The 13,920-nt window shown below is 48.0% G+C and carries 15 protein-coding genes; 4 read left to right on the forward strand and 11 right to left on the reverse strand.

Features of this window, described 5'->3' with window-relative positions; translation table 11 throughout:
* Positions 1 to 26 precede the first annotated feature (26 nt).
* Positions 27 to 425, forward strand: coding sequence for an 8-oxo-dGTP diphosphatase MutT (gene mutT / locus ACESOH_RS01145; protein ID WP_032092478.1), 399 nt, complete (start codon positions 27 to 29; stop codon positions 423 to 425).
* Between the two features lie 13 nt (positions 426 to 438).
* Here the strand turns inward: mutT and holA are convergent, their stop codons facing one another.
* Complete coding sequence (gene holA / locus ACESOH_RS01150) at positions 439 to 1,476, reverse strand: DNA polymerase III subunit delta (protein WP_373099134.1); 1,038 nt, start codon at positions 1,474 to 1,476, stop codon at positions 439 to 441.
* A gap of 242 nt (positions 1,477 to 1,718) precedes the next feature.
* Here holA and leuC point away from each other — a divergent pair, with 242 nt between their 5' ends.
* The 3 genes from leuC to ACESOH_RS01165 are packed head-to-tail and all read left to right on the forward strand — an operon-like array spanning position 1,719 to position 5,123.
* Positions 1,719 to 3,134 carry a 3-isopropylmalate dehydratase large subunit gene (leuC, locus tag ACESOH_RS01155; protein ID WP_373099136.1) on the forward strand — a complete coding sequence of 472 codons (1,416 nt, stop codon included), beginning with the start codon at positions 1,719 to 1,721 and terminating at the stop codon, positions 3,132 to 3,134.
* A 2-nt stretch (positions 3,135 to 3,136) separates the two neighbouring features.
* Positions 3,137 to 3,745 (forward strand): 3-isopropylmalate dehydratase small subunit, encoded by a 609-nt coding sequence (leuD, locus tag ACESOH_RS01160; RefSeq protein WP_373099138.1) that lies wholly within the window; start codon positions 3,137 to 3,139, stop codon positions 3,743 to 3,745.
* A 52-nt stretch (positions 3,746 to 3,797) separates the two neighbouring features.
* The gene (locus ACESOH_RS01165) at positions 3,798 to 5,123 is read left to right on the forward strand and encodes a GntP family permease (protein WP_373099140.1); all 1,326 of its coding nucleotides are present in this window, start codon (positions 3,798 to 3,800) and stop codon (positions 5,121 to 5,123) included.
* Between the two features lie 50 nt (positions 5,124 to 5,173).
* On the opposite strand, the gene ACESOH_RS01170 is transcribed toward ACESOH_RS01165, so the two are convergent.
* From ACESOH_RS01170 to rsmA, 10 genes are all read right to left on the reverse strand, one after another.
* Positions 5,174 to 6,091, reverse strand: coding sequence for a LysR family transcriptional regulator (locus tag ACESOH_RS01170; RefSeq protein ID WP_373099142.1), 918 nt, complete (start codon positions 6,089 to 6,091; stop codon positions 5,174 to 5,176).
* Positions 6,078 to 6,587 (reverse strand): LPS assembly lipoprotein LptE, encoded by a 510-nt coding sequence (gene lptE / locus ACESOH_RS01175; protein WP_373099144.1) that lies wholly within the window; start codon positions 6,585 to 6,587, stop codon positions 6,078 to 6,080. Before lptE ends, ACESOH_RS01170 begins: the two co-directional genes overlap by 14 nt.
* 81 nt (positions 6,588 to 6,668) lie before the next feature.
* The gene (gene leuS, locus ACESOH_RS01180; RefSeq protein ID WP_373099146.1) at positions 6,669 to 9,251 is read right to left on the reverse strand and encodes a leucine--tRNA ligase; all 2,583 of its coding nucleotides are present in this window, start codon (positions 9,249 to 9,251) and stop codon (positions 6,669 to 6,671) included.
* A 125-nt stretch (positions 9,252 to 9,376) separates the two neighbouring features.
* A complete protein-coding gene (locus ACESOH_RS01185; RefSeq protein ID WP_373099148.1) occupies positions 9,377 to 9,613 on the reverse strand; it encodes a hypothetical protein in 237 nt (78 codons plus the stop codon).
* Complete coding sequence (locus ACESOH_RS01190; RefSeq protein ID WP_032092617.1) at positions 9,579 to 9,857, reverse strand: heavy-metal-associated domain-containing protein; 279 nt, start codon at positions 9,855 to 9,857, stop codon at positions 9,579 to 9,581. Before ACESOH_RS01190 ends, ACESOH_RS01185 begins: the two co-directional genes overlap by 35 nt.
* A 2-nt stretch (positions 9,858 to 9,859) precedes the next feature.
* Positions 9,860 to 10,216 (reverse strand): mercuric transporter MerT family protein, encoded by a 357-nt coding sequence (locus ACESOH_RS01195; protein WP_373099150.1) that lies wholly within the window; start codon positions 10,214 to 10,216, stop codon positions 9,860 to 9,862.
* The gene (locus ACESOH_RS01200; RefSeq protein WP_032092472.1) at positions 10,188 to 11,297 is read right to left on the reverse strand and encodes a transglutaminase-like domain-containing protein; all 1,110 of its coding nucleotides are present in this window, start codon (positions 11,295 to 11,297) and stop codon (positions 10,188 to 10,190) included. The genes ACESOH_RS01195 and ACESOH_RS01200 overlap by 29 nt, the downstream gene beginning before the upstream one ends.
* Positions 11,298 to 11,400: 103 nt before the next feature.
* On the reverse strand, positions 11,401 to 12,033 hold the full coding sequence (locus ACESOH_RS01205; protein WP_373099151.1) for an HI_0552 family protein: 633 nt from the start codon (positions 12,031 to 12,033) through the stop codon (positions 11,401 to 11,403).
* A 70-nt stretch (positions 12,034 to 12,103) separates the two neighbouring features.
* A complete protein-coding gene (gene apaH, locus ACESOH_RS01210; RefSeq protein WP_373099152.1) occupies positions 12,104 to 12,925 on the reverse strand; it encodes a bis(5'-nucleosyl)-tetraphosphatase (symmetrical) ApaH in 822 nt (273 codons plus the stop codon).
* A gap of 51 nt (positions 12,926 to 12,976) precedes the next feature.
* Positions 12,977 to 13,843, reverse strand: a complete 867-nt coding sequence (gene rsmA, locus ACESOH_RS01215; RefSeq protein ID WP_373099153.1) for a 16S rRNA (adenine(1518)-N(6)/adenine(1519)-N(6))-dimethyltransferase RsmA — start codon at positions 13,841 to 13,843, stop codon at positions 12,977 to 12,979.
* Positions 13,844 to 13,920 lie beyond the last annotated feature (77 nt).

The raw sequence follows: 13,920 nt of genomic DNA on the forward strand, positions 1-13,920 counted from the left end.
CCGCTTTCCTACTGAGGGACGACAGCATGACAAAACCACTTATCCACGTTGCCGCCGGCATTATCCGCAATGAATTCGGGCAAATCTATCTCACTCAGCGCCTGGAAGGGCAGGATTTCGGTCAATCGCTGGAATTTCCCGGCGGTAAAGTGGATGCGGGAGAAAGCGCAGAGCAGGCGCTGGCGCGCGAACTGGAAGAAGAAATCGGTATCATCACCTTAAGTGCGGTCATTTTTGAGCGATTTTTATTTGAATATCCCACCAAGATCATTCATTTTCATTTCTATCTGGTCGAACAATGGATCGGCGAACCCTTCGGGCGGGAAGGTCAGAGCGGCATGTGGGTCGCGCAATCGGAGCTGGACGCGGGTAAATTCCCGCCGGCAAACGCCAAACTGATTCAACGTTTATTGGCGGAATGCTGATGTTTCACGTTTGTCACTGACACATTTGTGCCGACAGATGCGCCAGCTTATCCCACAGATCATCGCTGAATTCCTGCTTCGCGGCACGTTCCAGCTCCGCCAACTGTTGAATCAGCACATACAATTTACGATAAGTCAGACGCTGCACCGCCTGCACGAACAGCGGACGGCGGCTTTGCCAAACCTTTAAACGATCGAACTGTTCCCGTAACTGCGCGGTCGGCAACGGCTCATCAAGATTGTTTACCCGTTGCGACGGCCGGGTCAGCGTCAGAATCGTCATCAATTCCCGCTGTAAGCTGCGCAGCAAAATAATCGGCTGTACCTCTTCGGCGCGCAATCCCGCCAGAATCCGCCCGGCGCGCTGAATTTTGCCTTCCAGCAACGCATCAATCCACTGAAACGGTGAAAACACCGAAGACTGCTCCACCACATTCTTTACCCGGGCAAAGCTCAGTTTACCGTCGGGATACAGCAACGCCAGCAATTGCAACGCCTGCTTCAATGCCAGCAAATTATTCTCATAGCTGTAACACAGCAGCTGTAGCGCATCATGATCCAGCGTCAATTGCAGACTTTTCGCCCGATGACCGATCCAGCGCGGCAATTGATCAATGGTCGGTGTCTGGCAATTTACCAGTACGCTTTGCCCGTCGTACTGGTTGGCGCGCACGAACCAATCCTGCTTTTCCGTCGGCTTGGTCAGCTTACCGAGCTGCACGATCAACAACACATCCGCATGCAATAATTCAATGAATTGCAATAAATTTTTTTGTAAAAGTGCGGTGAGATTTTCAGCTAAATTTAAGCTGATGACCTGCCGGCTGAAAAACAATCCCATTGATTGTACGCGCTCAAACAGCCCATTCCAGTCGGTAGAAGCGTCAATAGCCAGTTCCGTTTTTTCATCGAATCCCGGCTTAAAGGCCGCATGAGTAATCAAATCGCGACTTTCCGCCAGCAATAACGGATCCTGCCCCACTAAATAATAGACTGAGGACAGGTGATTCGCTAATAGCCCGGACAGTTGCTCCGGGAAAATACGGTTCATTATTTAGGTGGCACCAGATAAAACACAATTTTGCAATAATAACATAACCGACATTAAAACAAAACTTCAAAAATGCCTTCTTATTATTTATATAACGCCATGATTTCATTGAATTTTACGCTATTTTTCACATTTCATAAATAGTCATTTTATAGCAAAAAAGCTTGTCTTTCATAGACGTATAAAAAACGAGTACCTATACTCAAATCATATTAAAAAGGCAACTCAACCTAGGAGGTATTATGAGCAAAACACTCTATGAAAAATATATTGATTCTCATACTATTAAAAAACTTGATGATGAAGGCAATGTGCTTTTATATATCGATCGTTCCATTCTTAATGAATATACCAGCCCTCAAGCGTTCAGCGGTTTGCGCGAAGAAAAAAGAAACGTTTGGAACCCTAAGTCTATTCTATTAAATATTGATCATGTAAATCCGACACGTCCTCAACGGAATGCCAATATGACCGATCCGGGTGGCACGCTACAAGTTAACTATTTCCGGGAAAACAGCAAGCTTTTCGATATCGAACTATTTGACGTCACCGATAAACGTCAAGGTATAGAACATGTTGTTGCACACGAACAAGGCCTGGTTTTACCGGGAATGGTTATTGCGGCGGGAGATAGTCACACCACAACTTATGGCGCGTTGGGTGCGTTCGGTTTCGGTATCGGCACGTCGGAAATCGAACACCTGTTAGCGACCCAAACGCTGGTATATAAAAAACTAAAAAATATGCGAGTAACTTTAACCGGCAAACTGCCGTTCGGTATTACGGCAAAAGATGTAATTATGGCATTGGTGGCTAAAATCGGCGCAGACGGTGCCACCGGTTATGCCATTGAATTCAATGGTGAGGTTATTGATGACTTAAGCGTCGAAGGCCGCATGACTATTTGCAATATGGCTGTAGAAGCCGGCGCCCGTGGCGCATTCATGGCCCCGGACGAAAAAGTTTTTGAATATATCAAGGAGACACCGAGAGCACCTAGAGGAGAGATGTGGAATCTTGCTACAGATGCATGGCAAACCTTAGCCAGTGATCCCGATGCAGTATTCGACAAAGAAATTCAAATGGATTGTTCTGATCTAGAACCTTTCGTCACTTGGGGGATCAGTCCGGATCAGGCTGACATAATTAGCGGTACAGTACCAGATCCGAATTCTTTGACCGATAAACAGAAACAGAAAGATTATCAGACCGCATTGGATTATATGGGCTTAAAACCCGGAATGAAATTAACAGATATTAAAATTTCTCACGCTTTCATTGGTTCTTGTACAAACGGTCGCATTGAAGATTTACGTGAGGTCGCCAAAGTTTTAAAGGGCAGAAAAATTGCTGATGGTGTACGCGGAATGATTATTCCAGGTTCAACACAAGTACGGGAAAAAGCGGAAAAAGAAGGATTGTCGGATATTTTCATTGCAGCAGGGTTTGAATGGCGTCAGTCAGGCTGTTCAATGTGTTTGGCGATGAATGAAGACGTGCTCTCACCCGGTGATCGCTGTGCGTCGGGAACGAATCGCAATTTTGCCGGCCGACAGGGAGCCGGCTCAAGAACTCATTTAATGAGTCCTGCAATGGTAGCTGCATCTGCCGTGGCAGGTCATTTAGTCGATGTTCGTAAATTTTTTGATGAGGCATAACTATGGACAAATTCACTTTAATCTCTGCAAAAGCAGCGCCCATGATGACAGCCAATATTGATACTGACGTTATTATGCCGAAACAATTTCTCAAAGGTATTGATCGTCAAGGCTTGGATAAAGGCGTCTTTTTCGACTTACGTTTTAATTCGGACGGTTCACCTAATCCTGATTTCATTCTTAATCAAAATGATTGGCAAGGCGCTAAATTTTTAATCGTTGGTCCGAATTTCGGCTGTGGTTCCAGTCGTGAACATGCGGTATGGGGATTAAAACAACTAGGAATCCGAGCTTTAATCGGAACATCTTTTGCCGGCATTTTTAACGATAACTGTTTAAGAAACGGTGTATTAACAATTTGTATTACCGAAACGGAAATCAAGAAACTGGCGAAATTGGCGAATAACCCATCTACAAATACAATCTCGATAGATTTAAAACATCAAATCATCTCAACCAAAGACGAAGACATTTCTTTTACCATTGATGAATTAAAAAAAGAGATGCTACTTAACGGGCTGGATGCAATCGGTTTTACCCTTTCAATGAGACAAGACATTTTAAATTTTGAAAATAAATATTATCAAATAAATCCGTGGTTAAAAATATAGTTCATTAATTAAGTAACTGTAAACAAAACAGATACACAATGGGGTGAATATTATGTCTATTACTATTGCATTTATCATCGGTGTCATAATCTTGCTATATTTGGCACTCAAAGTAAAAGTCAGTGCCTTTATGGCCCTACTGGCGACGGCGCTCACCATAGGAATATTATCCGGAATGGGAACTAGCGCTACAATAAATGATATTGTCACCGGGTTTTCCAAATCAGTGGGCAGTATTGGATTAGTGATTATCTTCGGTACGATGCTGGGAAATTATCTGGAACAATCAAGAGCTGCGCATAAAATGGCACTTGATGCAGTCAGGCTAGTCGGTACAAAAAATTCTTCAATTGCTATGTCAATCAGCGGCTACTTAATTTCCATTCCGGTATTCAGTGATGTGGGATTTCTGATCTTATCTCCATTAATTAAAGCTATTTCGCAAAAAAGTAAAATTCCTTTGGGCGTATTAGCCGTAGCATTATCCGCCGGTTTGTTGGCCACTCATGTATATGTCCCACCGACACCTGGACCATTAGCCGCCGCCGGCTTATTAGGGATCGATATCGGCCGGGCTATTCTATGGGGAGCTTTCGCCGCCGTACTGATGACTTTTTTCGGTTGGGCGTACGCATATTTTTATCTGATGAAAAAATCTGATGCTTATTACGGTTTTGTAGAAAATCTGAACAAGGAAGAAATATCCGTGGATGAAAAAGAGCTTCCGGGAAGTTTTGCTTCCGTATTACCTTTATTACTTCCAATTGTCTTAATTCTTTTAAACACAACCTGTGCTGCCATTTTTCCAAAGGACAGCCTTGTTTTATCGGTGACTAAATTTATCGGGGACTCCAATATTGCGCTTGTTATCGGCGCACTCACCGCAATTGCATTATTAGGTAAACGTATCGGTCAAGAAAAAGTTCTAAAATTGATGGATATTAGCTTAAAAGATGCCGGTTCCATTATCTTTATTACGGCAGCCGGCGGAGCTTTGGGACAAGTGTTAAAAACATCAGGTGCCGGAGACTCTTTAGCTCAAGCCGTTGTATCAAGCGGCCTACCATTTATTCTGATTCCGTTCGTTATTTCGGCTATCTTAAAAATCGTGCAAGGTTCTGGTGTTGTGGCAGTAATTACTGCAGCGACATTAACCGCACCGATTGCCAACCAGCTGAATATCGATCCGATTCTTATTTTCTTAGCTTCCGGCGCCGGTGCCCGCGCCTATTGTCATGTTAATGACAGTTACTTTTGGGTTTATACCAATTGTTGCGGATTCGATATGAAGACAGGATTAAAAACTCTGAGTAACGCTAGTATTTTCATGAGTCTAGGAGGGCTTTTAGCGACACTTATCGCCAGTTTAATCATCTAATCTTATAACCATCAACATATTCATAAAAAAGCTAAGGCCGTCAAACGGCTTTAGCTGAATTTTTTATTCTTAAAATATTCCATCAAAAAATTGACACAAGTCTCGATCTTCAAAGATTCCGTTAATTTATGAGGATAAACCGCCCATATCGAAGCGTCCTCATAGAACGACGGAAGTATGTGAACGAGCGCCCCTTTGTCAATATATTTTTGCGCATCCCACAAACTGCGATAAATAATACCATGTCCGTCCAAAGCCCATTGTAATATCACTTCGCCATTATTCGTAGTAAGTCCCCCGTTAACAGTCACAAACTGCGCTTTATTACCGTCGAACAACTTCCAGAGACCGAAAGCAGAATTTTTTTCCTTTAAAAATAAACAATGATGTCTTTCTAAATCAGTCGGTATTTTCGGTAAACCATACTTTTCAATATATGAGGGAGAAGCGCATAATATACGTTTGTTCTCCACCAATTTTTTAGCGAAATAACGATCGTTCAAGTCATTTCCGACCGAAATTTCAAGATCAACATTCTCTTTTATTAAATCAATTTTATGATCAGTTAATGTAAGGTCTAAGGTTAAATTAGGATATTCCCGGGCAAATAAAGACAACGGCCGGGCCAAATGCGTCCTACCGAAACCAAAAGAACTGCAGAGATGCAAATGACCAAACATCGTCTTTTTATTTTCAGCAATGTAAGCCAGCAAATTTTCCATTTGCTCAATAATAACCATTGCCTGCTTTTGTACGTATTCTCCCGCTGCGGTGAGTTTAATATGCCGAGTATTACGATAAAATAATGCCGTGTGTAGGCTTTCTTCAAGAATATTAATTCTTTTCGTAACATACGCATTTGATTGACCAAGCTCTTTAGCGGCGTTTGAAAAACTATTTTTTCGAACTACCGTTAAAAATACGATAAAGTCATCAATAAGCGGCCAATTTATTTTATCTTTTACCATTTTTCATCTGATACTGCAGCGCCACCATTTTGGTAATCAGCTGGCGGGCAGCCTGTTCGCGCATATCGTTCCAGATCACTTCTTTTTCCGCTGATTTAGCCAGCGCCGCACGGGAGTTGTCAAAGAAAGTGCGGTTGACTTTGGCAGAGATTGGGTAGGCGGCTTTATTCGGCAGCTGCACGGTAGCCTGTACGTCCAGGATCAGCATTTTTTCCGCTTCGCGCCCGCGTTTAAAAATCGACGCCACTTTATCGCTGGTGGTGGTTTTGTTGATCCGCAGCACCGGCACATTCGCCTTGGCATCGGCCAGATGAACATTATTGGCCTGCAATTGCCGGCGCACCGCCATGGTCATCGGCCCGTATTGGTCGCCGCTTTCCAGACGGAGGGTTTTTAATTCCGGCGGAATCAGCTCGCCGTTTTGAAAATGAAACCCGCAGGCGGTTAATGCCGTCAATGCGGCAGCCATTAACATTGTTTTGCATGATTTGAACATAATTTCTTCCTGACTTTGAGCAAACCGCGAATAAGCATATCCGCTGTAACAACAAAGGCGGACATGCGCCGCCCCGCAAGATTATTTAGCCACAAAACTTAACAATTTACCCGGCACATAAATCACTTTATTGAGGGTTAAACCGTCAAGGAATTTTGCCACATTGCCGTCCGCCAGCGCCAGCTGTTTAATTTCCTCTTCCTCCATCGCCGCCGGCACCGTGATTCTGGCGCGGACTTTACCGTTCACCTGCACCACCACCAGTTTTTCTTCGTCAATCATGGCATCCTCATCGGCCACCACCCAAGGAGCGAAGTCAATGGTCTGTTGATTGCCGAGATCCTGCCATAAGCGGAAGCAAATATGCGGCGTGATCGGATACAGCATGCGCACGACGGCGTTTAACGCTTCCGCCATAACCGCGCGATCCTGTGCATCCTGTAACGGGGCTTTGGTTAATTTGTTCATCAGCTCCATGATCGCCGCAATCGCGGTGTTGAAAGTCTGACGGCGGCCGATATCATCGCTGACTTTGGCGATGGTTTTATGTACGTCGCGGCGCAGCGCTTTCTGAGCGCCCGAAAGTGCGGTCGGATTGAGCGCAGTTTCCGCCGGATGTTTGCAATACTCAAAGGCTAAATTCCATAAGCGGGTCAGAAAACGCTTCGCGCCTTCCACGCCCGATTCCTGCCATTCCAGCGTCATTTCCGCCGGCGAGGCGAACATCATAAACAGGCGCACCGTATCGGCACCGTATTTTTCCACCATTTCCTGCGGGTCGATACCGTTGTTTTTCGATTTGGACATTTTGGTCATGCCGCTGTGCACCAGTTCGTGACCCTCGTCGTCCGTCGCTTTGATAATCCGGCCTTTTTCATCACGTTCCAGGGTGACTTTAGTCGGCGATACCCAAATCCGTTCATTGCTCGGGCTGGTATAATAAAACGCATCCGCCAGCACCATACCCTGACACAGCAGTTTTTTCGTCGGCTCGTCGGACGCCACTAAGCCGGCATCGCGCAACAATTTATGGAAGAAGCGGAAATACAGCAGGTGCATCGTCGCATGTTCGATGCCGCCGATATACTGATCCACCGGCAGCCAGTAATTGGCTTCCTCGCTGTCCAGCATGCCTTGCTGATAATCCGGGCAGGTATAGCGCGCATAATACCAGGAAGATTCCATAAAGGTGTCGAAGGTATCGGTTTCTTTCAGAGCCGGCTGACCGTTATAAGTGGTTTTCGCCCAGTTCGGATCCGCTTTAATCGGGCTTTTCACCCCGTCCATCACCACATCTTCCGGCAGCACAATCGGCAAATCCTGCAACGGTGCCGGCACGACCTCGCCGTTTTCCAGCGTCAGCATCGGAATCGGCGCGCCCCAGTAGCGCTGACGGGATACGCCCCAGTCGCGCAGACGGTAATTCACCTGACGTTTGCCCACGCCCATGGCTTCCAGTTTATCGGCGATGCCGTTAAAAGCGGCGTGAAAATCCAGCCCGTCAAATTCGCCGGAATTGATGTTTACGCCGTATTCCGTATAAGCTTGTGCGGAAATATCCAATTCGCTGCCGTCCGCCGGCGCAATCACTGGAATCAGCGGTAAACCGTATTTGGCGGCAAATTCATAGTCGCGCTGATCGTGCGCCGGCACCGCCATCACCGCGCCGGTACCATAGTGCATCAGCACGAAGTTAGCCACCCAAATCGGCACCGCTTTACCGGTCAGCGGATGAATGGCGTTAATGCCGGTCGGCATGCCTTTTTTCTCCATGGTGGCAAGTTCCGCTTCCGCCACTTTGGTGTTTTTACATTCCTGAATAAAACGGGCTAATTCGGCATTTTGCTGCGCCGCCTGTTCCGCCAGCGGATGACCCGCCGCCACCGCCATATAGGACACGCCGTAAAAGGTATCCGGACGGGTAGTATAAACCGCCACGGTTTGCTCGGAATGTTCAATCTTAAAGGTGATTTCCACCCCTTCGGAACGCCCGATCCAGTTACGCTGCATGGTTTTCACCATATCCGGCCATTCCGGCAGATTATCCAATCCGCCTAATAATTGATCCGCATAATCGGTGATTTTCAGGAACCATTGCGGAATTTCTTTCTGTTCCACCGGCGTATCGCAGCGCCAGCAGCAGCCTTCGTGTACCTGCTCGTTGGCCAGCACGGTTTCATCGTTCGGGCACCAATTCACCACGGAGGTTTTTTTATACACCAGCCCTTTGCGGTAAAGCTCGCCGAAAAACTGTTGTTCCCATTTGTAATAATCCGGTTTGCAGCTGGTCAGCTCGCGATCCCAGTCATAGCTGAAACCCAAAGCCTGCAACTGATTTTTCATATAAGCGATATTTTCATACGTCCACTTCGCCGGCGCCGTATTATGCTTAACCGCCGCGCCTTCCGCCGGCAGACCGAAAGCATCCCAGCCCATCGGCTGCAACACGTTTTTACCGTTCATGCGCTGATAACGGGACACCACATCACCGATCGTATAATTGCGCACATGCCCCATATGCAAACGGCCGGAAGGATAAGGCCACATGGAAAGACAATAATATTTTTCTTTGCTGTTGTCTTTCACCGCTTTGAAAGTTTTATTATCGCGCCAGTATTGCTGCACTTCCGGTTCGATCAGATCGGGACGGTATTGTTCTTGCATAGTTGTACCTTTAAAAATTCTTAAAAAAACGACCGCACTTTTGCGGTGGAAATTGACTTGGAAAATGGTGTATAGGATAGCCTAAAACCGGGAAAATTGACAGAACTTTAGGGCATCTCAGGCATTTATTTCCATTGCCCGCCGGTTTGAAATGTCAGGCGGAAACGGTCGGTTAAACCGGCTAAAAACCTTGCCGCGCGCAACAGAAAAGTGCGGTGGTTTTGGCGCGATTTTTTCATTCTCTGGCAGACAAAAAAGCCGCCGCAGGCCTGCCGGCAAAAAAACATAACGGCGAGAAAACGGCCGCGCACGCCGTTTATTCCACCGCTATTCCACCACTTCGGCATGATAATGCAGCTCATCTACCGCCTGAATCAGGGTTTGCACGTTCACCTGCGGCTGAGCCGTAATCCGCACCGATTGCGTTTTCAGGTTCGCTTTGGTGGAAATCACGCCGTCCACCGCCCGTAATTGCTTATTGACCAAATACGCGCACAGCTGGCAGGTCATTTCTGGGATTTTCAGCGTCAGCTGCTGTTCCGCCTGCGCGGCGACGGACAGACTGAACAGCAGTGTTGTCAGCATCACCGTCAGGAATTTTTTTATCATCATTCCTCCAATATCCAAGGCAACAAAGTCGGATAAAATAAGAAAAATAAAATCAACGCCAATACCAGCCAATACAGCAAAATCAAGCTGCGGCGGGATAAGTATCGGCTGCAAATGATTCGTTTGGAAAACACCAATAACCAGAATCCGTAGCCGAATGCCGCCAGCGAGCACAGCAACATCGGAATGCGCAGAAACTCGAATTGATTCAGTTCGATCAGCCATACCGACGAAACACCGAAAAGCAGATAAATCAGCGGCGCAATACAACACAGGCTTGAGGCCAGCGCGGCGGCAAGCGCCGTCAGGCAAACGGCGACAAAACGGTTAGTGTAATTTTTCGGCGCTAAACTCATAGCTAAATTCTTTCGGATCAAAGAAATTCAACGGATCGCCGCCCACTTCGGCATAAGGATAACCAAAATTGTTCAGCAGCGTCATTTCGCCCGCCGGATAGAGTTCAAAGTCGCGGCCGTGATTAAAGCCGATCCAGTTCATTTCCCAGTTACCGAACAGATACTGCGCCACCGCCTGCGTATCGGCATCAGCGACCGATTTTTTCTCCGCCAGCCGCATCTTCGCCACATCGGCGGAATCCACCGGCACCCAGCCGAAACCGGCTAAATAAAACTCGGCGCGGCAATGCTGTGCGCCACTGACATCGGCAATGCCTTGTTCGTTCGAGCTGCCGAATGCGGTGGCGGAATATCTGGCCATTTTCGGCGCGGCGCCCAAACGAATGCCGAACACTTCTCTGGCGGGAATGCCGGCGGCTCGCGCCAACGCCACAAATACCGAATTAATATCGGTACATTTACCGCGTAACACCCCGCTGGTCAGTATTTTTTCCACATCGCCGTCCCCGCAGCCGAGCACCGAATTATCCCGTTCCATATGGCCGACAATCCAATTATGGATAAGCGCCGCTTGTTTCAGCGGATTGGTTTCCTTGCCGATGATTTTATTGGCATATTCTTTCACGATACCGTCGGTTTTTATATGCGCCGTCGGCTGCAGATACGGTGCCACATCCACCGAATAATGAATCGTTTGCGGTGGCTGATAATCCGTCAGCGCCCCGCTTAAGCCCACTTCGCGGTCTTTGGTTTGCACCTCCAGCACCACTTTCAGCTCCCGTTTCTGCGCCTTGTCATCCCAGTCGGCATAAAGGGTTTTCGCGCCATAGGCATTATTTTCCGTGATGTAAGCCTGCCGGTAATTGCCTTCGTAACGAATGGATTTCACAGCCTGATAATCACTATTAAACGGCAGCGGCACCCATAATTTGGTTTCGCCCGCGGAACCTTGTGGCACGGCGATATTAAAGGATTCGGTTAAGCGGTAAGTATGTTCGACGGTGTTCGGATTCTGCCGTTCGGCGGCAAAGACAACAGCGGCGGCACAGGAAAGTGCGGTCGCCAGCAACAATTTTTTCATAAGGATTTCCTGCTAGATAATAAACAAACTTGTTATACATCCCGCATTTATTTACATAAATGCCCGCTAAGCATAAGCGAAAACGCCGAAAAAGGGAATCGGTTTATTGGTGGCATTTTTCATACAGCGGGGCGAGCGCCCGTATGTTGTCGGCGATAAATGCGACGGCGTCGATGTCGTCCAACTGCGCTTTTTCCGCATTTTTACCGATGCACCAGAAATCCTGCTCGTCGCGCAAGGTCAGATCCGCCGCACCGAGTTGTTTGAGCTGACGAAAATCGGCATATTCGCTCTCATCGCCGCGCCAGATATCAAAATCCGCATAGCGTTGAACATCCAGATCATCCAGCCAGCGATTATATTGCGCAACGCCGATTTGCGAACGGTCGGCGCGGTAACAATGCCAGTCCAGACTGACGGAAAGACGGCGGCTGTTTAAAATCACCGATAAAATCGCCGCCGAATTCAAATTGAATTCATATTTAAAATACGCGAAAAAATGCCCGCGCACCTGCCAGCCATTCGTCCAGCTTTCAATATGCGGTTTGGCAAAAGGTGTGCCGAGCTCGCCCGCAACCTGTAAAATACAGCGTTTCCAGTTATCCCAGCGGAATTTGTAATCCGCCTTGATGCGCGGGATATCCTCGGGACAGAATTTTTTCATTTGCGCAAACTGCAAAAAAGGCAGCGTAAACAACTCGCAGCTGGCGGAACAAATCAACGCATCGGTTGGCATAAACACTCCTGTAAAAACGACAAAAACAGCCGGATTTTTGACCGCACTTTTCCCCGTTTATCCCCTGCAACTAGGCATATCGCTTGACTGCCGGTTGGACAAAATAGCGCTTATCTTCCCAGCGCAGCATGGTCATCTGGTTGCCCCACACACAGCCGGTATCCAGCGCGTAAATCGTCGGCGGAGTCGGGGTATTCAACAGGCTCGCCCAATGGCCGAAAACGATATTTTCCTGCGCATACAACGGGTTATCCAGCTGAAACCACGGCGTCAGCTCGTCGGGCGCCTGTTGCGGCGGTGCTTTGCAGTCAAAATCCAGACGATGATCACGATAACAAAACCGCATGCGGGTAAACACGTTAATGCTATAGCGCAGGCGTTCCATGCCCTGCAAATCCGGTGACCAGCGCGCCGGCGAATTGTCATACATTTGCGCGATCATGGTGGCATAATCCCCGTGGCGCAGCACCTGTTCCACCTCCGCGGCGCAGGCCTTTGCCGTCGCCAGATCCCAGTCCGGCGAAATGCCGGCATGCACCATCACAAAGCCCGCCTGCGCATTATGCACCAGCAACGGCTGCTGCCGGAGCCAATGGATTAATTCATGAAAATCCGGCGCAGTAAAAATGGCATCCACCCGATCGCGCGCTTTGACTTTTTTAATCCCCAGTGCGGTGGAAATCAAGTGCAGATCATGATTGCCCAATACGGTATGCGCCCGCTCGCCCAGCGATTTGACCAATCGCAGACAGGCAAGGGATTGATCCCCGCGCGCCACCAGATCGCCGACCAGATATAACTGATCCTGTTGCGGATCAAACTTCACCTTATCCAACAGCAGCTGCAATTCGTCATAACAGCCCTGTAAATCACCGACTAAATAGGTTGCCATTGCCTTATCCGTTCCTGTGCTGTGCTGATGCCTTCATCTTTGCCCGCCTGATTATGCCTGCGCGTCACGGCGCTGTGCCGGAGCTGATGCCTCGGACGGCGGATTATCCGCCAGCCAATTTGCCAGACGGGCATAATCGGCAACGCTGAGATTTTCCGCCCGGGCGTTCGGATCAACGGCAAGTGCGGTCAGATTTTCCTCAGAAAATAAAGTGGAAAGCGCATTCCGCAAGGTTTTGCGCCGTTGGTTGAACGCCTGCGTACAAACACGGTTCAGCCAGGATAACTCTTTCACCGGATGCGGCAATTGCTCATGCGGCACCAGCCGAACCACCGTGGAATCCACTTTCGGCGCCGGTTTAAACGCACTCGGCGGCACTTCAAGCACCGGCAGCACTTGACAGAAATACTGCGTCATCACGGTCAGGCGGCCGTATGCTTTGCTGTTCGGCGCGGCGCACAGGCGTTTCACCACTTCTTTTTGCAGCATAAAGTGCATATCCTGAATGATGTCGTGATAATTAAACAGATGAAACATCAGCGGGGTGGAAATATTGTACGGCAGATTGCCGAACACGCGCAGCTTGCGCCGTGGCTGTGTCGGATTTTCATCCGCGTACAGTTTGCCGAAATCAAACTGCATCACATCGCTTTCAATGACATTCAGCTTCTGCTGTAAAAACGGGTGATGACGCAACCGTTCGGCTAAATCGCGATCCAGCTCAATGACGGTTAAACGCCCCGCTTTTTCCGCCACCGGCTCGGTTAATGCGCCCAGCCCCGGGCCGATTTCCACCAGCAACTGATCCGGTTGCGGATAAATCGCCATGACGATATTTTCAATCACCTGATTGTCGTGCAGAAAATTTTGCCCGAAACGTTTGCGGGCGGTGTGTCCTAAATGTGTTTTTGAATTCATAGTGCCGTTTTGTGTAAAAAAAGTGCGGTCTATTATAAAACAAAATCCCGGCCTTTGCGCCGGGATCGAGAAATTCG

The organism is Necropsobacter rosorum (genome assembly GCF_964241405.1).
Classification (GTDB): Bacteria; Pseudomonadota; Gammaproteobacteria; order Enterobacterales; family Pasteurellaceae; genus Necropsobacter; species Necropsobacter rosorum.